Origin of the sequence: Nonomuraea fastidiosa, from assembly GCF_042751225.1 — a bacterium.
Taxonomy (GTDB): domain Bacteria; phylum Actinomycetota; class Actinomycetes; order Streptosporangiales; family Streptosporangiaceae; genus Nonomuraea; species Nonomuraea fastidiosa.
Genome location: NZ_CP170570.1, coordinates 3216542 through 3240972 on the forward strand (window position 1 = coordinate 3216542; position 24431 = coordinate 3240972).

The following is a 24431-nucleotide window of genomic DNA, read 5'->3' on the forward strand; positions in this document are numbered from 1 at the left end:
GACTTGCGGTGGAGGTGGATGGTGGCTGTACGGGTGCTGGTCGCTGACGATCACGCGGCGGTCAGGGTCGGCATCGTGCTGATCCTGGAGGGAGCCGAGGACATCGAGGTCGTGGGCGAGGCCGCCGACGGGGTGGAGGCCGTGGCCATGGCCAAGGAGCTGCGGCCCGACGTCGTGTTGATGGACATACGGATGCCGCGTCTCGACGGCATCTCCGCCACCCGCGAGCTCGCCGGGGTCTGTGACGTGCTGATCCTCACCACGTTCGATGTGGACGAGTACGTGTTCGGGGCGTTGCGGGCGGGCGCGGCCGGGTTCCTGCTGAAGAACACGGACGCCGATTCCCTGGTGGAGGCCGTACGCGTGGTGGCGCGTGGTGACGGGCTCATCTCGCCCGGGGTGACGCGGAAGCTGATCGCCGCCTTCGCCGAGCAGGCGCCGGCACCGGCGCGCAAGCCCGAGGGCGGTGCGGACCTGGCCGCGCTGACCCCGCGCGAACGCGAGGTGCTCGCCTGCATCGGCCGGGGGCTGTCCAACGCCGAGATCGCCCGGGAGCTCGACATGGCGGAGGCCACCACGAAGACGCATGTGAGCCGGGTGCTCAACAAGCTGGGGCTGAAGAGCCGCGTTCAGGCGGCGATCTATTACTCGGAGGGTGCGTAACGGGGCAAGTGGACTGTTGGGCCGTAGGGTGTGCGGGGTGAGCGTTTTGTCGTTGCTGTCCTGGTCGTCGTCGGCGCCCGGCTTCATGCGGTACGGGCTCGCCGCCGTCGTGAGCGGGCGGTGAAGGCGTTGACCGGACGTCGCTTGCGGATGCCGGGTCCGATCATGGCGATTGGTCTGATCGTGACGACTAGGGGGGTGGACCGAGCCGATGACCACGACACCGCCGTCGGGGCCTGACGAGGAGCCCGAGCAGCCGGGGCAGGGGGATGCCGAGCCGGCGCAGCGTGACATGCCGCCGCGCGACATGCAGCCGCCCGGACAGCCGGGCCAAGAGGGCATGTCGGGCGGTCAGCCGGGTGAGGGCGTGTCGGGCGGTCAGCCGGGTGAGGACGGGGTGCCTGCTGAGCAGCCGCAGTTCCTGCCTCCGCCGGACGGGTCGGTGATCAAGCCGCCTCCCAGTGCCGAGCCGCCCGGTGGGCAGCCGGTGCCGCCGGCTCCAAGCGGCAGGCCGATCATGATGCCGCCGCCCACCGGTACGCCCGCCGCCATCCCGCCTCCGTCCGGTGTCCCGAGGCCGATGCCGCTGCCGGACGAAGACACGTGGGGTGTGGGTAAGCCGCGCGCGAGTGCAGCCGAGGCTGGGGAGTCGCGCCAGGGGGCGCAGGGCGGTGAGACGCCGGGCGACGGGGACCGGCAGCCCGAGGCGTCGGGTGAAGGGGAGGCGGGTCACGAAGAGCCTGGGCAGTCGTCGGAGGCGTTCTCGGGCGCCGGGCCGTCGTCGGACGTGCCCGCGGGGGCTGGGCGGCCGACGTTCGTGCCGCCCGACAACGCCTACCCGCTGCGCCCCGAGCCGCCGCAGGGCCGCAGCGGTCCGCAGTACGAGGGCGGGTTCGCCGGGCAGCCGCCGTACGGGCCTGGAGGCGGTTATGCGCAGCCTGGGGCAACCGGCCCCGGGCAGCCGCCGTACGGGCCTGAAAGCGGTCATGCGCAGACCGGCCAGGGGCAGCCGCCCTACGGCGGCCGGCAGCCGTACGGAGCCACGCCGCCCGGCCAGTCACCGCACGAAGGCCAGCCGCAGTACGGCGGCCCCACGCCCTCAGGCCAGCCGTACAACCCGCAAGGCCAGGGCCCGTACGGAGGCCCGCCGCCGGGCGGGCAGTTCCCGCCGCCCACCTTCGGCCCCCCGCCACCCCCGCCCACGGCGAGCAACAAGGCGGGCGTCGTGGTGGCCTTCTTCTTCGCCGGCCTGGCCATCTACAGCGTCCTCAACGCGGTCATCGGCTTCTTCGTCTTCTTCGCCGCCCTGAACGCCGAGGGCAACTCCAACCCGTACGTGATCGCCGGCACCGTGATCCTGGCCGCCGTCGGCCTGGTGGCGGGCATCGGGCTGTGCTTCGTGCGCAGGCCGTGGGCGCGGGGCCTGGGCCTGGGGCTGATGGTCGGGTGGGCGCTGTGGTCGATCATGTCGGCGGGCTTCTGCACGGGCCTCAATCCGGACCTGTACACCTGACATGCCGTACCACGAGATCTTCGTCGGCCTCGGGGTGCTGGTGGCCGGGATCGTGTTCGTACGCGAGGCGCGCAGCAGGGGCGCCCTCAACGAGCAGTCCCTTGTGGCGGTGGCCGGGGCGCTGGTGGGCGGCGCGATCGGGATGCGGCTCGCGGGCTGGATGGAGACCCTGAATGTGAAGGACCTGTGGCTGTACGGCTCGCGCAGCATCCTGGGCGGTCTGACCGGCGCGTACGCCGGCGTGCTGGTGGCCAAGCGGATCATCGGCTACAAGCAGCGCACGGGTGACCTGTTCGCCCCGGCGGTGGCGCTCGGGATGGCGGTGGGCCGCATCGGTTGCCATCTGACGGAGGCGCCGGGCCGGCCGACGGACCTTCCGTGGGGCGTGCACGCGCCGCCGACGACGCCGGAATGCCCGGGATGCCTGACCGGCGAGGCGATGCACCCGTCGTTCATCTACGAGATCATCTTCCAGCTCGCCGCGTTCGTGGCGTTGCGCTGGGCGCGTCACAGGATCACGCAGCCGGGGGAGCTGTTCACGCTCTACCTGGCGGGTTACGCGGTCTTCCGCTTCTTCGTGGAGTTCACCAGGGCGAACGAGACCGTGTGGCTCGATCTCACCAGGCCCCAGTGGTTCCTCATCCCGGGCATGGTGCTGCTCGGGGTGCGGCTCGCGTACGGCTGGCGGCGCGGTTACTACGATGCCCTTTTCAGGCGGGAGGTCATGACATGAGTGCTGGTATGGGGCTTCGTGGCGATCGCATCCTGCGGTACGTGAACGCGTTCTGCCCGAGCTGTCACGGCCGCGACCTGGCGGAGGTCGAGCGGCTGAGCGGGTACCTGGCCGAGCGGGACGGCAAGGTCTGGCTCGAACGCGGCTGCCGCGAGCACGGCTTCATCCGCACCCTGTACGACGAGGACCCGGAGATCCTCGCGTACCTGGAGGAATGGACCGCCCCCACCAAGCAGCACATCCCCGACACGCCGGGGAACTTCCTGCCCATCCCCTCCGCCTACCTCCAGGGCCTGCCGGAGATGCAGACGCAGCACACCTGCATCCTCCTGGAGGACATCGCCGAGACGTGCAACCTGCGCTGCCCCACCTGCTTCGCCGACAGCTCGCCCGACCTGACCGGCGTCGTCCCCGTCGCGGACGTGCTGGCCAACGTCGACCAGCGTCTCGCGCGCGAGAACGGCAAGCTCGACGTCCTCATGCTCAGCGGCGGCGAGCCCACGCTGCACCCCGAGCTCAAGACGCTGCTCGCCGAGCTGACCGCCCGCCCGATCACCCGCATCCTCGTCAACACCAACGGCGTGCTCATCGCCAGGGACGACGCGCTGCTCGACCTGCTCACCGAGCACAGGGAGCGGGTGGAGGTCTATCTCCAGTACGACGGCACGTCGGCCGAGGCGTCCCGGCACCACCGCGGCGGCGACCTGACCAGGATCAAGGCGGACGCCGTACGCCGGCTGTCGGAGCGCGAGATCTTCACCACGCTCGTCATGACCGCCGCGCTCGGCGTGAACGACGGGGAGATCGGCGACGTCGTACGCATGGCGCTGGACACCCCGTACGTCGGGGGCGTCTCGCTGCAACCCCAGTTCGGCTCCGGCAGGTCGGGCGCCATCGACCCCAACGACCGGCTCACCCACACCGGCGTGCTCAAGCGCCTTGGCCCGCAGACCGGCGGGCTGGTGACCTGGCGCGACCTCACCGCGCTGCCCTGCTCCCACCCGCACTGCTGCTCGGTCGGCTACATGCTGCGCGACGACGCGGGTGAGTGGCGCTCGCTGACCGCGCTGATCGGACACGACCGGCTCAAGGCGAACCTCGGCCTGGTCTCCAACCGCATCGCCGACACCGAGATCCCGCGCGAGCTGCGCCTGGCCGTACAGGAGTCGCTGCTCGGGCTGCTGTCGGAGCAGTCGTCGCTGTCGCATCCGCAGATCGGCGACCTGTGGCGGACCATCTGCGAGAACTGCGACCTCGGCATCTCCACCCTGCTCACGCTGGCCTCGTCGGCGCTGCCGGGACGGCGCAAGAAGCTGCGCAGGATGCTGGGCGAGCGGGTGGTGCGGATCACGATCAAGCCGTTCATGGACCTGTCGACGATGATCGAGGAACGGCTCACGCAGTGCTGCGTGCATGTGGGGACGCGCGGCGAGCAGGACCAGTGCGCGCCGTTCTGCGCGGTGCAGGCCTGGCCGCAGCTTTCGCGTCAGCGGCTGTCGGCGGTGGCGCGGATGCCCGAGGGCCGGCGCCTGCCGGTGGTGGCGCCCGTGACCGAGCCACAGGGGACGCCGCGGTGAACGGGGCGCAGGGCCCGGCGGGGGTGCAAGGGTCGGCGGGTGCGCAGGGATCGGGGGGTGCGCAGGGGTCGGGGGCGCAGCCGTACGATCCGCTGCGCCTGTGCGTGTACGCGACCGTCGCCCTCCTGGCCTGGCTGCTCGGCCCCTGGGCGGTGCTGGGCTTCGCGGCGCTGGGGTTCGCCGGCTGATTGGCGGGCCAGGCGAGCGGGGCTGTCCAGGAGCAAGTGCTTCCTCCGGGACACCCGGCTCGTGCTGGCCTACCTCGGGCTCATCGGCCTGGCCGCGCTGGCGGCCATCGTCGTGGGATTCCTATGACTCCGCGGGGACGTACAGGCTGAGGGTCTCGGCGACGCAGGCGGGACGCTTCTCGCCCTCGATCTCGATCGTCATCTTCAAGCTGGCCAGGTAGCCGGCCGGGGTGCCCTTGACGTCGGTCAGCTCGCCGACCGCGCGCACGCGTGCGCCGACCGGCACGTGGCGGGGGAAACGTACCTTGTTGAGGCCGAAGTTGACGCCCATCTGGATGCCCTCCACCTTGACCATGGAGAACATGAACGAGGGCAGCAGCGACAGCGTCAGGTAGCCGTGGGCGATGGTGCCGCCGAACGGCCCCTCCTTGGCCCGCTCCACGTCGACGTGGATCCACTGGTGGTCGTCGGTGGCGTCGGCGAAGGTGTTGACCTGCTCCTGGGTGATGGTGCGCCACTCGGTCGGGCCGAACGTCTCGCCGACGGCCGCCTTGAGTTCCTGTACGTTCGCGAAGGTCCGCATGGCCACGAACGCTATTGCGCGGGCGGTACGGCTGCCAACTCCCCGTACGCCGCCGGGAGGGCGCGACGCGCCGGAAACGGGGCCGGATAACCCGGGGCTCCGGGTGTTCCCAAGATCTTTACTCGAAACCATCGCATCTGTGTTCGAGTCCGCGCTACAGTCTTGGGTATCGCAATCGAACAGAGGTTCGGCCTGGTGAGAGGGGATGTGTCCGATGACGGTGTGCGCGCCCGCCCCTGCTCGGACACGCCGTAGCACTTTCTTCCCAAATCTAAGACGGCCGCTATATCCGGCAATAAAGTCCGAGAGCGTGGACCCTGTGCGAAACCCCTACGCTCCCGGCGCCGGGCAGCGACCGCCGGAGCTCGCCGGGCGCGATCGCGAGCTGCAGCAGTTCGAGGTCGTGCTGGAGCGGGTGGCCCGTGGCCGTCCCGAGCGCAGCATGGTCGTGACCGGCCTGCGGGGAGTCGGCAAGACCGTCCTGCTCAACACGTTCAAGTCCATGGCCATGCAGCGGCTGTGGGGCACGGGCAAGATCGAGGCCCGGCCCGACCAGTCGATCAGGCGGCCGGTGGCCGCCGCCCTCCACATGGCCATCCGCGAGCTGGCGCCGCGTCACCGCGCGCCCGAGCGCATCGAGGAGTTCCTCGGCGTGCTCAAGGCGTTCGCGATGCGCGACCCGTCCGCGGCCAAGGGCACCTCGCACTGGTCGCCCGGCATCGAGGTGCCCGCCAGCCGCGGGCGCGCCGACTCCGGTGACCTTGAGATCGACCTCACCGAGCTCTTCGTCGACGCGGCGAGCGTGGCCACCGACCTGGGGGTGGGCATCGCGCTGTTCATCGACGAGATGCAAGACGTCCAGCCCGCCGACGTCTCCGCGCTCTGCGCCGCCTGCCACGAGCTGTCGCAGTCGGGCGGGCCGCTGATCGTGGTTGGCGCCGGGCTGCCGCACCTGCCGAGCGTGCTGTCGGCGAGCAAGAGCTACTCCGAGCGGCTCTTCCGGTACGCGCGCATCGACAAGCTCGACCGCGAGGCGGCCGATCTCGCGCTGATCCTGCCGGCCCGCGAGGAGGGAGTGGAGTTCACCCCCGAGGCGCTCGACGCCCTCTACGAGGCCGCCGACGGCTACCCCTACTTCGTGCAGGCGTACGGCAAGGTCGCCTGGGACCTCGCGCCGCGCAGCCCGATCACCCTCGAAGACGTCAAGGTCTCCGCCCCCGAGGCCGAGGAGGAGCTGGCGGTCGGCTTCTTCGGCAGCCGCTACGAGCGGGCCACCCCGGCCGAGCGCGACTACATGCACGCCATGGCGCAGATCGGCGACGAGCCGGTCGCGACCGCGGAGGTGGCAGAGGCGCTGGGGCGCAAGCCGTCCAGCCTCTCGCCCGCCCGTGACAGCCTCATCAAGAAAGGGCTCATCTACAGCGCCGAGCGCGGCCAGATCGCGTTCACGGTGCCGCACTTCGGCAAGTTCCTGCGCGCCCAGCCCATCTGAGCGCGCCCCTAGACCTCTATTGGGCTGTCTAGTGGGGAAGCTAGACAGCCCAATAGAGTCATATCGCCATGCCTGTCGAGCGGAATCTAACGCTTTCTAGCGTCAGGCCGATACCGTCGTATATTCCGTAAGAGGCTCGCTGCCCTCCGCGCTGACCACGGCCATCCGCACCGCAGGCCGCCGCCCGCTGAGATAGACCGCGAAGACCACGTCGTCGCCGTCGTGGTTGCGGAAGGCGAAGAACCGCCAGCACAGCTCCCGCCACGAGTCGTACGGCTCGGCCGACGTCAGCGTCTCCTTGTTGGCCCGCCAGACGCCGCTCGACCTGAGCCGCGACAGCGTGACCGACTCGGCGGGGCCGCGGCGCTGCTCGCAGGGGGCGCGGAAGCGTACGCGGTCGATCAGCTCCTCGATCTCGGGCGACAGCAGCACGAGCAGGGCCACACCGGCGGCGGCGTACCAGGACAGCTGGAAGGCCGCCACCCAGCCCGTCACCGGCGACCATACCGACATCAACGCCATGCCGGTCAGCACCACCGTGCGGCCGATCGAGCGCAGCCCCACCGGCGCCGAGCTGACCTCGCCGAAGCAGCCGCAGCCCGCGTCCGGCCGCCTCCTGCGCAGCTCAAGGAGCACGTACGTGGACAGCGCGAAGAACGCCACCGTGCCCCACCGGAACAGCGGATGCGTGGTCACCAGCAGCCCTGCGGCCAGCACCAGCTCGCCCACCGCGCACAGCAGCAACGCCGGGACCTGCATGCGCCCCGGCACCAGCACCGCCGGCCCAGCCTCGACAGCGACCCGGGCTCGCGGCCCGAGGTCACGGTGCCCACCTTCGCCACCGTGCCCAGCAGGAGCATGACGATCAGGAGCGGAAGCTGTGATTCAAGCACCAACGTCACCCCAATCCGATCTGCGCATTGAAGCACCCTTTGACCAGGTCGCCGCCGAGCTCGACGTACGAGGTGGGTGAAAGCTCCGCGATCCGCCCGCGCGGCGAGGTGTCGCACTCGACACACCGGTCGCAGAACCGCCCCGCCACGCACCCGCACGCCACCACTGGCACGTTGGCCGAACGGTTGGTGCACACGTTACGCACCCGCAGCAGGGAGCCGAGCGACAGGTACGGCAGGCCCGCGCACGACACCCCCGCCTGCGGGCAGCCCGTGTCGGAGCGCTCCAGCATGGGGTAGGCGGCGCCGCGCTCCTCCTCGTCGAACGTGTCGGACCAGGTGGCCGTGCCCGCGATGCGCGACTGCGCGCCCGCGTACGCCGGGGGCGGAGGCGGCACCGCCCGCGCCGGGTAAGGCGGCTGCGAGGTGGCGGGCAGCAGCGCGAGGCCCGCGCCGTCCTGCCGGATGCCGATCGCGTCGAACAGGTAGCCGGGCTCGAACCTGGGATGGCGCACCTGGAGCCGGCCGGAGGCGCGGTAGGGGATGACGACCGTACGGTGTCCGCGGTGCGGGCCGCAGTCGAGCTCGACGGTGAGGTCTCTGCGGCCTTCGATGGACAGGATGGTTCCCGTGATGCGGGTGGTGTCGACCCAGATGCGCTCGACCACGCGCCCGTCGCGCATCGCCCGCATGAGCACCATGGAGCCCACGGGCACGTCGGCGGGCGCCACCTCCGCGCCGTGCCAGGCGGTGGCCCAGGGCGCGATCACCAGGCGCTCTTCGCCGCCGCCGGGGGTCTCGATGGTGATCAGGTGCGGGCTGACGTCGAGCACCTCGCCGACCACGGCCCGAAGCGGCTCGCCGGTGCCCGCCTCGGGGCCGGGAACGCCTCCCTCACGGCCGAGCGCCGCCGCGGCGAGCACCCTGCGGCGCTCAACGCTCGGATAGCCCATCCGCCCTCCCTCGCCTCGGGTACTAGGGTCACACGATTCCAAGGCTGGTCACGCCGTGGAGGCTGGATGAGAGCAAAATACGCATCCCAGGGGAAGTGCCTTCACCTACGGCGTCGTACAAACCGCCACCAACCTTGACCTACCTTTGTCTGCGGTGGGCCGAAACCTGAATTGCGGTTCGGGCACAAAAGGGCATCAGGCTGCGATTCTGGCCACGATGCAGACCACCGGCTGGGAAGACGAGTTCCGCGAGTACGTGAGGGCGCGCGGTCCCGCTCTGCTGCGCCAGGCGCACCAGCTCACCGGGCACCCGCTCGACGCGGAGGACCTGCTGCAGAACGCGCTCACCAAGACGTACTTCGCATGGGACCGCATCGAGGACAGGGGCGCGCTGGACGGCTACGTGCGGCGGGCCATGGTCAACATCAACATCTCGCAGTGGCGGCGGCGCAGGCTGGAGGAGTACCCCTCCGCCGAGCTGCCCGAGGTCGTCGTCCACCACCAGCACCACGAGCAGGGCGGTGAGCTGCACGAGGCGCTCGAACAGGCGCTGCGCGAGCTGCCCGAACGCATGCGCGCCGCGATCGTGCTGCGCTACTACGAGGACATGACCGAGCCGGAGATCGCCAAGACGCTCGGGATCAGCGTGGGGACGGTCAAGAGCACGGTGTCGCGCGCGATGGCCAAGCTGAGGAACGCGCTGACGGGCTAGGCGGGTTCGCTTCGCCTGGGGGCGGGTGCGGCGGGCTCGGGCCGAATGGCGACGGCTCAGGAGCGGCTCCGCATGGCGGAGGCTCAGGAGTGGACCGACGAGCCGGCGTCAGCGGTGCCTGCCGGGATGCCGGCGGTGGCGCACGGCCGTACGACCTGCCGGATCTTGCGCAGACTGCCCAGGAACGCCTCCAGCTCCTCCTTGCCGAGCAGCCCGGTGAAGGAGTCCTCGATGTCCTGTACGTGCTTGGGCAGCACGTTCTCCAGCCGCTCGCGTCCGGCGTCGGTGAGCGCGGCGTACGAGGCCCGGCGGTCGGTGGCGCAGGCCTCCCTGCGGACCAGGCCCTCGCGTTCGAGGCGATCGACGACCCTGGTCACCCCGCTGGTGGACAGCCCGGTCTGAGCGGCCAGGTCGGACATGCGCAGCCGTTCGCCGGAGGAGCGCGCCAGGCGGATCAGTGTCTCGAAGTCGACGTCCGACAACCCCGCGGCATTGATCACTGGCGCGAAGCGCTCCATCAAGCCCTCGTGCACTTCGTGCAGCAGTCCGATCGCCGTCACCCGAGGGTCGTCCACGTTCATCACACTCATACCTTAGCCGACGATAGTTGACGAGAGGAATATTCCTCAGGTAGACAATCGTTGCCGCAGTAATCCACGCAGCAACTTTCCATCCAAGGAGATCCGATGACCACCCGTACCTGGGAGTCCCTGACCATCCCCGCCGCCGGTACCTACACCATTGACGTAGCCCACACGACCATCGGTTTCGTGGTCAAGCACATGATGGTCAGCAAGGTCCGCGGCCACTTCGGCAAGTTCAGCGGTTCTGTCACGATCGCCGAGAACCCGCTCGAGTCCTCCGCCGAGCTGACCATTGAGGCCGCCAGCATCCACACCGGCGTCGCCGACCGCGACGGCCACCTGCGCGGTGACGACTTCCTGTCGGTTGAGAAGTACCCGAACATCACGTTCCGCAGCACCCGCGTGACCGGCCACTCGGGCGACGAGTTCACCGTCGTGGGCGACCTCACCATCCGCGACGTCACCCGCGAGGTGGAGCTCAAGGTCGAGTACGGCGGCGCGGGCACCAACCCGTGGGGCCAGGCCGTGTGGGGCTTCTCCATCACCACGGAGTTCGACCGCGAGGACTTCGGCCTGACCTGGAACCAGACGCTGGAGACCGGCGGCGTGCTGGTGGGCAAGAAGGTCAAGGTGGAGATCGAGGGCGAGGCCAACCCGGCCGCCTGACCTTCTTTGGGCGTACGGGGGCGTTGAACCCCCGGGGGATCCCTGTGGAAAACTCAGTTATCCACAGCCCTGAAGCCCGCCTCAACACTGGGCGGGCTTCATCCACAGGCAGTTACCCACAGCCTGTTGATAACTTGTGATGGAGGCCCGCGGAGCAATCGCTTTGCCGCCTCGCCGGAAGGCCGGTACGCTGTGCTGAGCCGCACTGGCTTCCAGGAGGATTCGCCTAGTCAGGTCTATGGCGCCGCACTGCTAATGCGGTTTGGGCTTACCGCCCATCGAGGGTTCAAATCCCTCATCCTCCGCACGTGAGAGGCCCTTCCCCGGGCAGCCGGGGAAGGGCCTCTTTGATCTTTGCAAGCATCAGAGGTGCCGTTGTCCTCAGGACGATCCCCAGAGCGCGGCGCCCATCCGCTCACCGGCGTCCTTCATCTGGAGGGGTCGCCACTCCGTGCGCTCGATCAGGCCGCCGAGCTTCGTTGCGAAGACCAGATCGTGATCTGTCCACTTGTCCCCAGTTCTGAGCCGTTCGGCCGTCTGGACCTTCCTGTGGGCCCGTAGGAGAGCCAGGAGCGCGGGAGGGAGCCGGCCGGGGGACGGGCATGCTCGCGAGCGTGAACCGGGTGATTCTGCGTGCGAGGGCGTGGGAGCATGCGTGCCATGGTGGCGCTACCGACGCGCGCGGAGGTCGAAGCCCGGTTCGAGGGGCTGCTCCGGGGTGACATGACCCGGGAAGAAGTGGACCGGTGGGCGGCGCGGTTCGTGGCCGCCGACATGGCCGAGGGGGACGACGAGCCGGTGTGGGAGGCGTTGATGCATCTCTGCGGCGTCGACTTGCGCTCCGGCCCCGATGGGGATTACCTGCACGACGATGAGCAGGTGGCCGGGTGGCTCGGTGAGTTCCGCCGGCGGGTCCGGACGGAACGCCGCCGCGATTGAATGCTGCGTCCGCCGACCGCGATTGAACGCTGCGTCCGCCGACACCGACCTGAGGATCTTCTCCTGAGGGCCGCTCGGCTGTGCTCCGCCGACGTACGGGCCGAGCTCGGTGCCGGTGTGGGCGATGTGCTCGATCACCTGGAGCACGACGAATGGGAGATGGCTCTTGTCCTGCTCCAAGAGCTGGTGACGTCCCATACGTGCCCGCCTGCATTCTGGACGCTACCAGCGGATGTCGCTTGCCCGTGGCGATGGCTTTCTAGTCGCGTTGGGCGTCATCGAGCCCCCTCGTCGGAGCGGCTGAGCCCCAGTCCCAGAGGGCTTGCAGGACGGGGCCGAGGCGGCGGCCGCATGGATGTTCCCATTTCCCGCCGCGACTTCTTCGACGGGATCGCCGTCGGCTGCGTGGCCGCGAACGCCGCCCCGTCCGCCGCCGCGCCCGCGCGGGCGGCCCAGGAGCCCTCAGGGCCGTCTGCGCTCCGTACGCCGCTCGGGGTGCCGATCACGGTTCGGCCGCGCCACGTCTACGCCACGGGGGTCGACAACCCCTTCGGAGTAGCCCGTACGTCAGTGGCCTCCTGAGTCAGCGGGGTCGCCGGTACCGCAGGTCGACGATCCCGCTCTCAGACGGTGTGCTGGAGATCAGCTCCAGCTCGTACGACTTCGGGACGCCGTTGAAGAGGCGGGTGCCTTCGCCCGCGACGTACGGGAACAGGCTCACGTGCAGCTCGTCGAGCAGGTCCCGCTGCATGAGGGAGTGCCAGAGGCGGACGCCGCCCCAGACGATGATGTAGCCGTCGCCGCCCTGCCGCAGCTTGTCGATCTCTTCTGTGGTGTCGCCGGCGACGATCGTGGTGTTCGCCCAGTCGGTCGTCTGCATCGTCCTGGAGAAGACGACCTTGCGGCCGCTGGTCAGGAGGTCGGAGAAGGGGTGGTCGGGGGAGGTCATCATGGCCTTGGACGTGCCCTCGTACGTGGTGCGGCCCATGACGTGGGCGTAGGCGCCGCGCAGGAACTCGAGGTGGGCCTGGCCGTCGGGCCGGCGGTTCTCCGGCAGGCCGAAGCAGAACTCCCAGAAGTCGGTGTCCTGGTCGGCGAGCAGGCCGTCGAGGGAGTAGTTGAAGACCGTCGCTATCAGTTTCCGCATGATCGGGACTCCCGGGGTCGCTGGCTGTCGAGCGACCTTCGTGTCGCTCGTGCTTATGACGGCGCTTCCGTCCGGGAATCATCGGTGAACGTGAACATGCGCCGCCCCGGCACGAGGGGAAGGGGGTCGGCTTTGAAGCGGTGGACGCCGACGCCGAAGCCGGCCTCCGGGGGCGACACCCACGCGCGTTCGAAGCCGCGTTCCTCGAACCAGCGGCAGATCAGCGGCACCCGGTCGGGGGCCTTCCGGTGCCGGGTCCAGATGACCACGCCGTCGGTGGCGCACAGCTGGGGGCAGGTGTCGATGGTGCGCTCTATGTCCTCGTCCGTGATGTTGCCGAACACGCCGCAGACGAGGACGATCTCGGCGGGCGTCAGGTCCTGGTAGCGGTCGGTGAGTGCGGCGTCGGCCGTCAGCACCTCGACCTGGCCGAGTCCGTACGATGCGATCGCCTCCGAGGCGATGGCGGTGTTGCGCGGGTCCAGTTCGACCAGGCGGGCTCGGACGTCGTCGCGGCGCGGGTGCTCGGCGAGCACCTCCAGCACGTGGCGGCCCTGGCCGGAGCAGAGGCTGATGAGCCGCAGCGGGCCGGGCGGGGAGGTGTCGAGCGCGAGGCGGATGCGCTCTTGGACGACTTGTAAGCGCCGCGCCAGGTTGGAGCCGGGGACGTCGTACTGGTCGTGCCACGTCAGCCAATCCATGATCGAAGCCTACGAGGACACCCGGTGGTGTTCCACGCTTCGATTCGATGATCTGCACGTAGTCGCCGTCCGGGTCGATGGCGGTGGCGAGGAGGCTGGGAGCGGTTCGTCATCGGACGGTCCCCGCATGTGGACACCCCTACATGTGCCGATCGCTGCGTGCTCCCGTGCGGGCCAAGAAAATCCGGCTGTACGCGGCATTCGGGTCGTTATGCTCGGTGGCGTGGCCGGTCCTGTGTTGCTGATCGAGTTACCGGAACCGGTGCCGGACGCGGCGCTGGCGGACCTGCGCCGGATGCTGTTCCACATGTCCGGTCGTTTCGAGGAAAGGCGTCCCGGCGCGTACGACCTCACTGTCTGCGCCAGGCATCTCGGGATCGTCGAGGACGAGACGCCGGGGGCACATCGGCCGTTCCTGGTCACCGTCCATGGGCCGGGTATCGGCGAGGAGGAGTGGTTCGAGGCCGAGCACCTGGAGTCGCCGGATTTTCCGGCGTACATCGGCTTCGAACCGACGCAGTCCGTCAACGTGGCCGCGATGAGCAACGGTCAGATAGACCACGTCGCCAATGCCCTCCTGACCGCCGCCATCATGGACGTGGTCGGGGGCGTCGCCAACGTCGAGGTGGATGACCGGCATGTACCGGCGGTCGCCGATCTTGAGGGTCTCATCGCGCTGGTGCCGGAGCACTCGACGGCCTTCGGCACACCGGCGTTTCTGCGCGCATGGGCCGCGCATCCCGAGTTCTGCCTGGTCAAATGACGGTGCGATCGGGAACCCGGTGATGGCCGGGCCGAGCCGGGCGGAGTTCGCAGGCAGGCCGGGGCGGACGCCGCCGGTGACGGTTCCGCGGTGCTCTGACGCATCGCCGGAGGACGCCGGACCGGAGCAGAGCAACGACAGGCATCGCGACGGCACCTGCCTCCGCGTCGCCGATCCGTGAGCGCACCGGAGTCAGTGGGGCTGGTTGAGCTGGATGATCTGGACGTAGTTGCCGTCCGGGTCGATGGCGGTGGCGAGGAGGCTGCCGTCGCGGTCCTCCAGGCCGGCCAGCCACTGGGTGCCGGCCTGCTCCATGCGGGCGACGACCGCGCGGGCGTCGGGCACGTCGAAGTTCAGGATCACCCGGCCGGGCTCGGGGTTCGTGTCGGCGATGTCCCCGCGGCCGTCGATGAACAGGTAGAAGCCGCCGAACCTGAGCACCCGGTATCCGTTGACCTCGGTGTTCTCCGACGGGTCGAGCGCGGTGGCGTACCAGGTGCGCAGCCGTTCCGGGTCGGTGCTGGACAGAAGGATGCTGCCGAGTGCGGGGCGCTGCATCGCCAAGAGGTCCCTTCTCGCTGACGTCGGCAGTACAGACCCGCGGGCCGTGTGAAAGTCATCGCGGTGGTGCCGCAGGGGGCGAGCGGCCGTCCGGCGCGATGGGCGGGGACGGGCCCGATGAGTCGGGGCGGCTTGATGAGCGGGGACGGGCCCGATGAGCCGGGGGCGGCTTGATGGGCGGGGGCAGGCGCGAAAAGGGCGGCGCGCCCCGTGGGGACGCGCCGCGTTTTATCCGCGTAGGCAGCGGAGGATCAACCGGTGACGAGGGTGAGCCCGTACACGCTCAGGGCCTCGTTGACCGGCTGGTGGTAGGTGGTGCCGCCGTAGGTGCAGTTGCCGGACCCGCCGGAGGTCATGCCCTGCGCCTGGTTGCCGGAGATGAACGAGCCGCCGGAGTCACCGGGCTCGGCGCACGCGCTGGTCCTGGTCAGGCCGGTGACCGTGCCCTGCGGGTAGGTGACGCTGGCGTTGTGCTGCTGGATGGTGCCGCAGCGCCAGCCCGTGGTGGAGCCGGAGCGGCAGATCGACGAGCCGACCGAGGCCTGCGTGGAGCCGCGGACGGTCACGTAGGCGCCGCCGGACCCGCGGACGTACGGGGTCACGGTGTTGCCGGGGGCGGCGACCCAGGCGTAGTCGTTGCCCGGGAAGGACGAGCCCTGGAAGGTGCCCGACGGGTTGCTCGTGGTCTGGCCGGCCCGGCCGCAGTGGCCCGCGGTGACGAAGCCGGGCGTGCTGCCACGGGTGACGGCGAAGCCGACGCTGCACCGGCTGGAGCCGATGTAGTACGGGCTGCCGCCGATGATGTTGATGAGCGGCTTCGGCTGCTCGGTCGTCGCGGAGACGTTGACGGCGCTCTTGTCGACGCCCGCGGCGTCGGCGAGGGCCTGGGCCGCCTCGACGGTGGGCGCCTGGACGGAGACGGTGTTGGTCTTCACGTCCACGTACCAGAGCGCCGCGCCCGCCCTGGCCTTCTCCGGGGCCTGGTCGAGCTTGGCCATGATGCCGTTCAGTTCGGCGAGCGAACGCTTGACGACGACGGGCTTGGCGCCGCGCGCCTCGATGGCGGAAACCTCCGCCGGGTCGGTGGTGGCGACGTTCAGCTGGGTCGCGTCGTCGTTGAGCCAGGCGCCGCCGAAGGAGTCGTTGCCCAGTTCGGAGCTGAGGCTCTTCTCGGTGGCGGCGGCGCGCTCTTCGTTCGCCAGGCGGGTCATGACTTGATCTTCGGAGAGACCGAGGTCGCGTTCGAGCGCGTCGATCATCTCCGGTGGTGCGGACGGGGAGGCGGTTTGAGGTGCCGGGTCAGCTAAGGCCGGGCTCATGGGGGTTGCCAGGCAGACGGCGAGGAACAGCCCGCCTGCCAGCGCACAGCGCTTACTCAACATGTGCACTCCTCGGGTGGGGGTGCTGTCAAGTTAACGGCTGTTGCGCCCGATGTTCAGATACCGAAAGGGCACTATTTCGGTGTTATGGCTCCCATTGCGGACCTATCTCACAGCGCATAAATGTCGTCCGAAAAGACGTGGCCGGAGCCGGTTCTCGGCTCCGGCCACCGATGGCGCTGCTCAGGCCGCTATCGGGGAGCGCGGGCGGTGAGCAGGGCGATGATCAGGTACGGAAGGGTGAGCAGCGCGAACGTCGTCCCATTGGACCCGTAAGTTGACAGAGCCCCGTAAGCCCCGTACGTCCCCAGGGTCACGACGTTCGTGCCGAGACCGGCCACCGAGGTGACCGTGGCCCGGGCGGGCCCGCTGATGCGGTTCTGCAGCCGTACGTCGGCCAGCACCCCGGCGAGCTGGAACGCCCCGAACGCCAGCGCGATCAGCACGAACCCGGCGACGTGCCGGCTGAGCGCCCCCGCCACCAGGGCGAGCGCGGCCAGACCGAGCAGCAGCCCGTACGCGCGGGGCGGCAGCCGCTCCGCGGGCCCGGCGAGCATGCTGCCGCCCGCGACGCCCAGCGTGACGAGCAGGACCAGCAGCGGCACCGCGGCCTTGGGCACCCCGGCTTCGAGCGCGAGGTACGGGATGTACTCCTCAAGAGCGCCCCAGACCGCGACCACGAAGGCGACCAGCAGCACCGCGTGCGTGACGCGCCGATCGGCCCGCGTCTGCGCGATGCCCTCGCGCAGCACGGCCAGGTACGACGGCGCCTCTTGGCGCACCCGGTGCTCGGGCAGCGTCAGCGCCGTGGCCGCGCACAGGACGCAGGCCGCCACGCTGGCCGTCGCGACGGCGGGATGGCCCCCGACGGCGAACACCGGCACGGCCAGCGCCATGGCGGCCGCGGTGGCGATCATGCCCGCCGCGGTGGCCCGGCCGATGACCGTGGCGTAGCGGCCGGCCTCGCCGCGGTGGTCGAGCTCCTCGTACGCGAGCGCCTCGTACGAGCCGGACACGAGCGTTTCGCCCGTCCCCCAGAGCACGAAGCCGACGGCGAAGGCCCAGTACGAGGGGAACAGCACCCACAGGGCGAACCCGAGCCCGCTCAGCAGCGGGCCGAGGCAGAGCAGCAGGCGGCGGGAGACCGCGTCGGCCCAGGCGCCGGACGGGATCTCCAGCAGCAGGCCGGTGATGGACCAGATGGCGAACAGGCTGGAGACCTGGGCCAGAGAGAGACCGGTATCGGTGAACAGCAGCGCGTATACCGGGTAGAGCAGGATGAATTCGCTGAGGAACGCGTACGCGTACAACGATGCGACGAGCATGAGGCCTTCCAGGGGCGGATCGAATGGGGCTCCGAGTGCTCGTCGACTCGGAGGCCCGCGCGCCCCGCGCCGGCCTCTGGTGATGGATCCGCAGGTTATGGATCAATGTCGCCAGGTCATGCCGTCGATTCTAGGCGACGGATTCGCGCACGCCAGGCGCGTTGCGCTACCGGCGTACGCAACGCAAAAGCCGCAGAAGCGGGCGACGGCTGCGAAAGTCGCGTGGGGTGCGAAGTCCGCGAGGGCTGCGAAAGTCGCGTGGGGTGCGAAGTCCGCGAGGGCCGGACGGCCCGCAGGAGTCACAGGACGCGGGTCAGGCGGAGGCGGCTTCGGGCAGCGGGATCCACTTGTGCGCCCACGTGACCAGTTCGTCCACGACAGGGCGCAGCTCCTGCCCCATTTCGGTCAGGTGGTATTCGACGCGTACGGGCGAGGTGGCGAGCACCCGGCGCTCGATGATGCCGGCGGACTCCAGCTCGCGCAGGCGCCTGGCCAGCATCGTGTCGTTGATGCCGGGGATGGCGGCCTTGATGTCGGCGTATCGATGGGCGCCTTTGAAGATGATGCTGATCACCGCCCCTGACCAGCGGGCGCCGATGAGTTCCAGGGCGATGTGGAAGCGCGTGCACACGGACGGGGGGCTCATGTTTCCAGTGTAGCGTTTGCTAAGGAATATGTAGCTCCTCAATAATGTTGAGCAGTCAAATCCCGCTCACCTGGAGTAACCATGGAAGTCAAGCCTGTCCTGCAGATCATCGTCGGCAGCACCAGACCGGGCCGCGCGGGCCGTCCCGTGGCCGAGTGGTTCCGCGACAAAGCCGCCGCGTCCGGCCTGTTCGACGTGGAGCTGATCGACCTGGCCGAGGTGGCGCTGCCGCTGCTCGACGAGCCCAACCACCCCAAGCTGCGCCAGTACGTGAACGCCCACACCAAGGAGTGGAGCGCCACCGTGGAGCGGGCCGACGCGTACGTGTTCGTGACGCCCGAGTACAACCACAGCTTCCCCGCGACGATCAAGAACGCACTCGACTACCTGTGCATCGAGTGGCAGCACAAGCCGGTCGGTTTCGTCAGCTACGGCGGCGTCTCCGGCGGCACCCGCGCCGTCACCGGCCTGCGCCACGTCGTCAGCTCGATGAAGATGGTGCCGGTGCTCGAAGGCGTCATCATCCCCTTCGTCGCCCAGCGCCTGACCGAGGACAAGAAGCTGCGGCCCACCCCCGAGATGGAGCAGGGGGCCGACGCCATGCTGGCCGAGCTGGCCAAGCTCACCGAGCCGCTGCGCGCGATGCGGCTCGCCCACGCCTGAGCTACGCTGCCGGACGTGGCGCTGGCAGTCTGTGTGGTGGTCCGATATCGCAAGGCGGTGACGTACGGGGTGCACGCCCTACTCGCCGCCCTGGAGACCGCGAAGGTCGAACACGAGCTGCGGCTCGGCACCACCCCAGAGGAGACCGCCGAACACATCAAGGCCACGACGGCCGACCGAGTGATCACGCTCTGGTCGTTCTACTCTCCCGACGCCGAGGCCATGGCCGCCGAGCTCGCCACGGTCAAGCAGCTCAGCGACGGCCGCGGCCTGCACATCGCGGGCGGCGTACACGCCACCGCCGAGCCCCAGCAGGTCATCGACGCCGGGTGGGACCTCGCCGGCATCGGTGAGGGCGAGTCCACGATCATCTCGCTCGTCCGCGCGCTGCAGGACGACGCGCCGCTCACGAGCGTGCCCGGCCTCGCCATCAGAGACTCCGACGGCGTCGCGCTGCGCACCAGGCCGGCGCCGCAGCTTCCGCTCGACGCGTTCCCGTCCTTCGTGGGCAGGCACGGGCCGATCGAGATCACCCGCGGCTGCCGCTACACGTGCCGCTTCTGCCAGACGCCGTTCATGTTCGGCGGCCAGTTCCGGCACCGGTCGGTGGCGAGCGTGCGCGAGCACGTGCGCTCGATGGTCGACAGAGGGCTGCGGGACGTACGGTTCATCACGCCCACCTCGCTCTCCTACGGCTCGCCCGGGCCCGACCCCGACCTCGACAAGGTGGAGGAGCTGCTGGCCGGGGTGAAGGAGGAGCTGCCGCCGCACGGCCGGGTGTTCTTCGGCAGCTTCCCGTCCGAGGTGCGGCCCGAGCACGTCACCCCTGAGGCGATGCGGCTGCTCAAGCGGTACGTCGCCAACGACAACATCATCATCGGCGCCCAGTCCGGCTCCGACAAGGTGCTGGCCGCCTCAGGGCGCGGCCACGGCACCTCGCCCGTACGCGATGCCGTCAGGATCGCGGTCGAGCACGGCTTCCGGCCGAACGTCGACTTCATCTTCGGCATGCCGGGGGAGTCGCCCGAGGACCAGGCGCAGTCGCTGGCCCTGGCCGGTGAGCTGGCCGACATGGGCGCCCGCATCCACACCCACACGTTCATGCCGCTGCCCGGCACGCCGTGGCGCGACGCCGAGCCCGCGTTCATCCCGCTGAGCACGATGAGCGAGCTGGACCGGCTGGCGCAGCGCGGCGACGCGTACGGGCACTGGCGCAAGCAGGCCGAGCACGCCGCCCGCCTGGCCGAGACCGCCAAGGCCTACCCGCGCAGGACCAAACGCCGCCGCACGAGCTGACGGTCACTCGCCGCGCCGGTCGGCCTCCTCGCCCTGCTCACCGCGCTCGCCCTGCTCGATCATCGCCTGGCCGACGTGTTCCTCCAGCGACGTGAGCACCCGTTCGAACGCGTCGCCGATCGGGCGCAGCGCGTGGGTGACGGCGTTGACGAGCGGTCCGAAGATATCGCTCACCTCGGTCATGAGGTCGGGGCGCTTGCTCTCGGGCGGCGCCCAGCGCATGGCGTCGGCGCTCAGCGTCTCCCACTCCTCGACGACGCCGTCGATGGCGTCGACCACATGGTCAGGATCGCTTGGCATGGCCGGTTCTCCGTATGACCAGAGGGCTTATACCTCCACGGTACGTCAGGCGGGAATCGACACCCCCACGCCGCCCCTGGTCCGCGCACCGTAGCGCCGTATGTCGGCGTCGAGGTCGAGGGGACGCACCCGCGTCCGCCCCGCCAGCGTCTCCTCGGTGAGCAGCGCGGCGGGCACCAGCCAGGACACCTCGAACTCCAGCCCGTCGGGGTCGCGCGCGTACAGCGCCTTGGTGGTGCTGTGGTCGGACGCGCCGACCAGCGCACCCAGCTCGGCCAGCTTGGCGCGGACGCGTTCCAGCTCCTCCAGCGTGTCGACCTCCCAGGCCAGGTGGTAGAGCCCGACGGAGGTGCGTCCCGCGGGCGACGGCGCGGCGTCCGGGCCGATCTGGAACAGGCCGAGGTCGTGATCGTTGGACGAGCCTGGGGCCTGGAGGAAGGCGGCGCCCGGCATGCTCATCACCACGTCGAATCCGAGGGCCTCGCGGTAGAAGGCGACGCTCGCCTCCACGTCGCGTACGTACAGGACGGCGTGGTTGAGCCGCTGGACCGGCATGGTTCGCCCCTCTCGACGGGTCCCGGGATCGAGTATATGAGCGTGCAACTAAATTGGGAGGGTGACCAGATGGCTGGATGATGATGAGCAGCGCACGTGGCGCAACTTCCTGGCCGCGACGCGGCTTGTCCACGAGGCGCTTGAGCGGCAGATGCAGCGCGACGCCGGCATGCCGCACACGTACTACGTGATCCTCGCGGTGCTGTCGGAGCAGCCCGGGCGCACGATGCGGATGTCCGATCTCGCGGTCAAGGCGGGGTGCTCGCAAAGCCGCCTGTCGCACGCCGTGCGCCGCTTGGAAGAGCACGGGTGGGTGCGCCGCGAGCAGGACAGCTCCGACCGCCGCAGCCACTTCGCCGTGCTCACCGACGAGGGGTATGCGGTGCTCGAATCCGCCGCTCCCGGCCACGTCGAGGAGGTGCGGCGCAGCCTGTTCGACGTGCTCACGCCGGAGCAGGTGCGCCGGCTGGACGAGATTTGCTCGGCCGTCAGGAACACGTTGGAGGGCTAGCGAGAAAACTGTCGGGCGGAGGCCGTAGCGTTGCCGGGTACCCGACCGAGGAGAGGCCGATGCACGACACCGAAGAGGCACTGTTCAGGGCGGTTCACGGGATCGCGGGCCGGTTCGCCGGCCAGCCCGTCCCCGTGGTGATGGACGCTTTGCTGCGCCATCTGCCCAAGGCTCCCGGCCTCGAGGTGGCGGAGATCCGGAAGATCGCCGAGGAGATCAGCGTGGGGCGCGATCCCTCCGGTCTCTGAGCCGCGGGGCGCCCGGCGGCGGGCCCTGGGATCGCGCGATCGCGTTCGGCATGGTTGTGCACGACCGGCTGCCAGGGGAGCATCGAACCATGGACGAGCCACCCCCTGACGGCTGGTTCACGTTCGGTCTGTGGACGGCCGGTTCGCGGACGGCTGGTCTGTGGATGGCCGGTCTGTGGATGGTCGGTTCGCGGACGGCTGGTCCGTGGACAGGCCGGCGGGCGTGCGATCCGTTCGGGGGCGCCGTGCGGGCGCCCCTCGGCCCCGCCCAGAGCGTGCACCGCCCGGCCGGACCAGGGGCCTACGGCGCTTTCATCCGCGACGTGCGGCGCAGAGCCGCCCGGGGCATCGGCCCCGCGCCCGATCGCGGCGAGACGCAGACTGGTCTCGTGGGCGACGACATCGTTATCGAGGCAGCCGCCGTCCGCGGATACCATTTCACGCATCTCACCCAGCTTGCGCTGGACCACTTGTTAGGAGTTCGTGGGTGACGCTGGTCGCAGGGGTCGATTCCTCCACGCAGAGTTGCAAGGTCGTCATTCGAGACGCGGACACCGGTGAGCTGGTGCGGCAGGGCCGGGCCTCCCACCCCGCCGGCACGGAAGTACATCCGTCCCACTGGTGGACGGCGCTGTTGCAGGCCATCGACAAGGCCGGCGGGCTGGACGGCGTGTCCGCCATCAGCGTGGGCGGGCAGCAGCACGGCATGGTCTGCCTCGACGAGTCGGGGCAGGTCGTGCGCGAGGCGCTGCTGTGGAACGACACCCGCTCCGCGCAGGCCGCCACCGATCTGATCGCCGAGCTGGGCGGGCCGCAGGCGTGGGCCGATGCGGTCGGGTCCGTGCCCGTGGCCTCGTTCACCGTCACCAAGCTGCGCTGGCTGGCCCAGAACGAGCCGGACAGCGTCGCGCGCACCGCCGCCGTGTGCCTGCCGCACGACTGGCTCACCTGGCGGCTCATCGGGGCGCTGGAGAGCGGGCCGTTCTCGGTCTCGGCCTGGGCCGACGCGCCCGCGCCTTCGCTCGACAGGCTCGTCACCGACCGGGGCGACGCCTCCGGCACCGGCTACTGGTCGCCCGCGACGGGGGCGTACCGTACCGACCTGCTCAAGACCGCGCTCGGCACGGTGCCCAAGCTGCCTCGCGTGCTCGGGCCGGCCGAGGCCGCCAACGAGGGCCCGATCCTGGTCGGTCCCGGCACCGGTGACAACATGGCGGCCGCGCTGGGCGTCGGCGCGCGCTCCGGCGACGTCGTGGTCTCGCTGGGCACCTCCGGCACGGTGTTCGCGGTCGCGGAGTCGCCGAGCGCCGACCCGGAGGGGCTGGTCGCCGGGTTCGCGGACGCGACCGGTCGGTTCCTGCCGCTGGTCTGCACGCTCAACGCCGCCCGCGTCCTGGACGCCGCCGCCCGCATCGCCGGCGTGGGGCTCGAGGAGCTGAGCGAGCTCGCGCTCCAGGCGCCGCCGGGTGCCGACGGGCTGACGCTGGTGCCGTACCTGGAGGGCGAGCGTACGCCCAACAGGCCCACCGCCACCGGCTCCATTCACGGGCTCACGCTCGCCACCTCCACCCCCGCGCACCTGGCACGGGCGGCCGTCGAGGGCATGCTGTGCGGGCTCGCCGACGCCCTCGACGCGCTCGCCATGCAGCCGGAGCGCGTGCTGCTCATCGGCGGCGCGGCCCGCTCCGAGGCGGTGCGCCGCATCGCCCCGACGGTCTTCGGCCTGCCGATCACCGTGCCGCCGCCGGCCGAGTACGTCGCCGACGGCGCCGCATACCAGGCGGCCACGCTCGTCACGGAGCCGCCGGACTGGAGCACGGGGGAGGCGGAGACGTACACCGGCGACCCCGTTCCCTCGCTGCGTGCGCGCTACCACCGCGCCACCGGCCACATCCTGGACTGATCGCGATTTTCCGCGCCCCCGCCTGCACGCGACGCCGGCGGGGGCGTCGTATTTTCCGGGCGCGGGACCGGGATTTTCGATGATCGGATTTTTCCACCCTCGCAAATGATCATTCAGGGGGGTTCAGGGGTGTCCTCTAGGGGTCGGGTCAGGGGTGGATAGGGGGAAAGGCCCGATGTGTACGGCCCCGCACTGGCGGAAGAGTTGGGCGCATGACCGCAGCAGTGACGAGGCTCAGCCCCTGGATCGCCTGTGCCGCGATCCTGTTCTCGGTGGTGGCCGTGGTGGCGGGGCAGCTCGTCCCCGATCCGCAGCTCGACCCCGTGAACGTCACGGTCAGCGAGTACGCCGTGGCCGACCGCGGGGGCGTCACGGAGACCGCGATGGCGGTGCTGGGCATCGGGTCGCTCGCGCTGCTGCTGGGCCTGCGGGCGTCGGGGGCGCCCGTGCGGGGATGGCCCGAGCGGTTGCTGATGGTGTGGTCGGGCGCCCTGGTGGTGGCCGCGGCCGTCCCGACCACACCCATCGGCCAGAACCTCGACCTCGCGGCGCAGATCCACCGGTACACGTCCGTGGCGGCGTTCGTGAGTCTCCCGGCCGCGGGAGCGCTACTGGTGCCCAGACTGGCCTCAGACGCCGCCTGGAAGCCTGTGGCGCGGGCGGTGGAGTGGGTGTCGCTGGCCGGGGGGTTCGGGCTGCTGGCGATCACCTACGTGGCGCTGCCGGGCGAGCGGGTCATGATCGGTCTCGTTGAGCGGTTGCTGCTGGGTGCGGAGGTGGCGCTGCTCGCCGTACTGGCCGGCCTGGTGGTGCTGACGTGGCAGCGGAGCACCCGCAAGGCGATAAATTTCCCGACATATCACAGATTTATCGCTAGTCGATCTTAAAACCATGTGTTTCGATGCTATTCTCTCCCGCGATCTTCTATCCGGGAGCA

General features: G+C 70.1%; 29 protein-coding genes and 1 tRNA gene. 18 read left to right on the forward strand and 12 right to left on the reverse strand.

The window, feature by feature from the left end; all coding sequences use genetic code 11:
- Positions 1-18 precede the first annotated feature (18 nt).
- The 5 genes from ACFMQL_RS14660 to ACFMQL_RS14680 all read left to right on the forward strand — a co-directional run bounded on the left by ACFMQL_RS14660 (position 19) and on the right by ACFMQL_RS14680 (position 4674).
- Positions 19-663 (forward strand): response regulator transcription factor, encoded by a 645-nt coding sequence (locus ACFMQL_RS14660; protein ID WP_364061744.1) that lies wholly within the window; start codon positions 19-21, stop codon positions 661-663.
- A 211-nt stretch (positions 664-874) separates the two neighbouring features.
- Complete coding sequence (locus ACFMQL_RS14665) at positions 875-2176, forward strand: hypothetical protein (RefSeq protein WP_364061747.1); 1302 nt, start codon at positions 875-877, stop codon at positions 2174-2176.
- A 1-nt stretch (position 2177) separates the two neighbouring features.
- Positions 2178-2909: a prolipoprotein diacylglyceryl transferase family protein gene (locus ACFMQL_RS14670; RefSeq protein WP_364061750.1), complete on the forward strand. Its 732-nt coding sequence runs from the start codon at positions 2178-2180 to the stop codon at positions 2907-2909.
- Positions 2906-4486: a radical SAM protein gene (locus tag ACFMQL_RS14675; RefSeq protein WP_378785904.1), complete on the forward strand. Its 1581-nt coding sequence runs from the start codon at positions 2906-2908 to the stop codon at positions 4484-4486. The genes ACFMQL_RS14670 and ACFMQL_RS14675 overlap by 4 nt, the downstream gene beginning before the upstream one ends.
- Complete coding sequence (locus ACFMQL_RS14680) at positions 4483-4674, forward strand: hypothetical protein (protein ID WP_378785905.1); 192 nt, start codon at positions 4483-4485, stop codon at positions 4672-4674. Before ACFMQL_RS14675 ends, ACFMQL_RS14680 begins: the two co-directional genes overlap by 4 nt.
- A gap of 121 nt (positions 4675-4795) precedes the next feature.
- On the opposite strand, the gene ACFMQL_RS14685 is transcribed toward ACFMQL_RS14680, so the two are convergent.
- Positions 4796-5257, reverse strand: a complete 462-nt coding sequence (locus tag ACFMQL_RS14685; protein WP_364061759.1) for a MaoC family dehydratase — start codon at positions 5255-5257, stop codon at positions 4796-4798.
- Positions 5258-5567: 310 nt separating this feature from the next.
- On the opposite strand from ACFMQL_RS14685, the gene ACFMQL_RS14690 reads away from it, so the two are divergent.
- Complete coding sequence (locus ACFMQL_RS14690; protein ID WP_364061762.1) at positions 5568-6749, forward strand: ATP-binding protein; 1182 nt, start codon at positions 5568-5570, stop codon at positions 6747-6749.
- Between the two features lie 102 nt (positions 6750-6851).
- Here the strand turns inward: ACFMQL_RS14690 and ACFMQL_RS14695 are convergent, their stop codons facing one another.
- Complete coding sequence (locus ACFMQL_RS14695) at positions 6852-7508, reverse strand: MauE/DoxX family redox-associated membrane protein (protein ID WP_378785906.1); 657 nt, start codon at positions 7506-7508, stop codon at positions 6852-6854.
- A 139-nt stretch (positions 7509-7647) separates the two neighbouring features.
- Positions 7648-8595, reverse strand: a complete 948-nt coding sequence (locus ACFMQL_RS14700; protein WP_364061768.1) for a hypothetical protein — start codon at positions 8593-8595, stop codon at positions 7648-7650.
- 217 nt (positions 8596-8812) lie between these two features.
- Here ACFMQL_RS14700 and ACFMQL_RS14705 point away from each other — a divergent pair, with 217 nt between their 5' ends.
- Positions 8813-9307: a SigE family RNA polymerase sigma factor gene (locus tag ACFMQL_RS14705; protein ID WP_364061771.1), complete on the forward strand. Its 495-nt coding sequence runs from the start codon at positions 8813-8815 to the stop codon at positions 9305-9307.
- An 83-nt stretch (positions 9308-9390) separates the two neighbouring features.
- Here ACFMQL_RS14705 and ACFMQL_RS14710 read toward each other — a convergent pair whose 3' ends face one another.
- Positions 9391-9897 (reverse strand): MarR family transcriptional regulator, encoded by a 507-nt coding sequence (locus tag ACFMQL_RS14710; RefSeq protein WP_364061774.1) that lies wholly within the window; start codon positions 9895-9897, stop codon positions 9391-9393.
- Positions 9898-9993: 96 nt separating this feature from the next.
- Here ACFMQL_RS14710 and ACFMQL_RS14715 point away from each other — a divergent pair, with 96 nt between their 5' ends.
- The 4 genes from ACFMQL_RS14715 to ACFMQL_RS14730 all read left to right on the forward strand — a co-directional run bounded on the left by ACFMQL_RS14715 (position 9994) and on the right by ACFMQL_RS14730 (position 12078).
- Positions 9994-10557: a YceI family protein gene (locus ACFMQL_RS14715; protein WP_364061777.1), complete on the forward strand. Its 564-nt coding sequence runs from the start codon at positions 9994-9996 to the stop codon at positions 10555-10557.
- Between the two features lie 215 nt (positions 10558-10772).
- Positions 10773-10862 (forward strand) — tRNA-Ser (locus tag ACFMQL_RS14720).
- Positions 10863-11208: 346 nt separating this feature from the next.
- Complete coding sequence (locus tag ACFMQL_RS14725) at positions 11209-11496, forward strand: hypothetical protein (RefSeq protein ID WP_364061780.1); 288 nt, start codon at positions 11209-11211, stop codon at positions 11494-11496.
- 351 nt (positions 11497-11847) lie between these two features.
- Positions 11848-12078 (forward strand): hypothetical protein, encoded by a 231-nt coding sequence (locus tag ACFMQL_RS14730; protein ID WP_378785907.1) that lies wholly within the window; start codon positions 11848-11850, stop codon positions 12076-12078.
- A 1-nt stretch (position 12079) separates the two neighbouring features.
- On the opposite strand, the gene ACFMQL_RS14735 is transcribed toward ACFMQL_RS14730, so the two are convergent.
- Together ACFMQL_RS14735 and ACFMQL_RS14740 are read right to left on the reverse strand one after the other, a co-directional pair.
- Entirely contained in the window at positions 12080-12643 is a 564-nt protein-coding gene (locus ACFMQL_RS14735; protein WP_378785908.1) for a dihydrofolate reductase family protein, read from the reverse strand.
- Positions 12644-12696: 53 nt separating this feature from the next.
- A complete protein-coding gene (locus ACFMQL_RS14740) occupies positions 12697-13344 on the reverse strand; it encodes a class I SAM-dependent methyltransferase family protein (protein ID WP_378785909.1) in 648 nt (215 codons plus the stop codon).
- 223 nt (positions 13345-13567) lie between these two features.
- Here ACFMQL_RS14740 and ACFMQL_RS14745 point away from each other — a divergent pair, with 223 nt between their 5' ends.
- Entirely contained in the window at positions 13568-14107 is a 540-nt protein-coding gene (locus ACFMQL_RS14745) for a DUF6368 family protein (RefSeq protein WP_364061792.1), read from the forward strand.
- A 192-nt stretch (positions 14108-14299) separates the two neighbouring features.
- Here ACFMQL_RS14745 and ACFMQL_RS14750 read toward each other — a convergent pair whose 3' ends face one another.
- The 4 genes from ACFMQL_RS14750 to ACFMQL_RS14765 all read right to left on the reverse strand — a co-directional run bounded on the left by ACFMQL_RS14750 (position 14300) and on the right by ACFMQL_RS14765 (position 18018).
- A complete protein-coding gene (locus ACFMQL_RS14750) occupies positions 14300-14665 on the reverse strand; it encodes a VOC family protein (protein WP_364063227.1) in 366 nt (121 codons plus the stop codon).
- Between the two features lie 254 nt (positions 14666-14919).
- Positions 14920-16050, reverse strand: a complete 1131-nt coding sequence (locus tag ACFMQL_RS14755; protein ID WP_378785910.1) for a S1 family peptidase — start codon at positions 16048-16050, stop codon at positions 14920-14922.
- Between the two features lie 188 nt (positions 16051-16238).
- Positions 16239-17372, reverse strand: coding sequence for an MFS transporter (locus tag ACFMQL_RS14760; protein ID WP_364061797.1), 1134 nt, complete (start codon positions 17370-17372; stop codon positions 16239-16241).
- 313 nt (positions 17373-17685) lie between these two features.
- Complete coding sequence (locus ACFMQL_RS14765) at positions 17686-18018, reverse strand: helix-turn-helix domain-containing protein (protein WP_364061800.1); 333 nt, start codon at positions 18016-18018, stop codon at positions 17686-17688.
- An 81-nt stretch (positions 18019-18099) separates the two neighbouring features.
- Between ACFMQL_RS14765 and ACFMQL_RS14770 the strand changes: the two genes are divergently transcribed.
- Together ACFMQL_RS14770 and ACFMQL_RS14775 are read left to right on the forward strand one after the other, a co-directional pair.
- Complete coding sequence (locus ACFMQL_RS14770; RefSeq protein WP_364061803.1) at positions 18100-18681, forward strand: NAD(P)H-dependent oxidoreductase; 582 nt, start codon at positions 18100-18102, stop codon at positions 18679-18681.
- Between the two features lie 15 nt (positions 18682-18696).
- Complete coding sequence (locus ACFMQL_RS14775) at positions 18697-19977, forward strand: TIGR04013 family B12-binding domain/radical SAM domain-containing protein (RefSeq protein ID WP_364061806.1); 1281 nt, start codon at positions 18697-18699, stop codon at positions 19975-19977.
- A 3-nt stretch (positions 19978-19980) separates the two neighbouring features.
- On the opposite strand, the gene ACFMQL_RS14780 is transcribed toward ACFMQL_RS14775, so the two are convergent.
- Positions 19981-20277 carry a hypothetical protein gene (locus tag ACFMQL_RS14780; RefSeq protein ID WP_364061809.1) on the reverse strand — a complete coding sequence of 99 codons (297 nt, stop codon included), beginning with the start codon at positions 20275-20277 and terminating at the stop codon, positions 19981-19983.
- A 45-nt stretch (positions 20278-20322) separates the two neighbouring features.
- Positions 20323-20832 carry a VOC family protein gene (locus ACFMQL_RS14785; protein ID WP_364061812.1) on the reverse strand — a complete coding sequence of 170 codons (510 nt, stop codon included), beginning with the start codon at positions 20830-20832 and terminating at the stop codon, positions 20323-20325.
- Positions 20833-20893: 61 nt separating this feature from the next.
- On the opposite strand from ACFMQL_RS14785, the gene ACFMQL_RS14790 reads away from it, so the two are divergent.
- The 4 genes from ACFMQL_RS14790 to ACFMQL_RS14805 all read left to right on the forward strand — a co-directional run bounded on the left by ACFMQL_RS14790 (position 20894) and on the right by ACFMQL_RS14805 (position 24381).
- Complete coding sequence (locus tag ACFMQL_RS14790) at positions 20894-21343, forward strand: MarR family transcriptional regulator (RefSeq protein ID WP_364061815.1); 450 nt, start codon at positions 20894-20896, stop codon at positions 21341-21343.
- Positions 21344-21402: 59 nt separating this feature from the next.
- On the forward strand, positions 21403-21591 hold the full coding sequence (locus tag ACFMQL_RS14795) for a hypothetical protein (RefSeq protein ID WP_043619667.1): 189 nt from the start codon (positions 21403-21405) through the stop codon (positions 21589-21591).
- 487 nt (positions 21592-22078) lie between these two features.
- On the forward strand, positions 22079-23494 hold the full coding sequence (locus ACFMQL_RS14800) for a xylulokinase (RefSeq protein WP_378785911.1): 1416 nt from the start codon (positions 22079-22081) through the stop codon (positions 23492-23494).
- Between the two features lie 212 nt (positions 23495-23706).
- Entirely contained in the window at positions 23707-24381 is a 675-nt protein-coding gene (locus tag ACFMQL_RS14805) for a DUF998 domain-containing protein (RefSeq protein WP_378785912.1), read from the forward strand.
- The last annotated feature ends 50 nt before the right edge of the window (positions 24382-24431 follow it).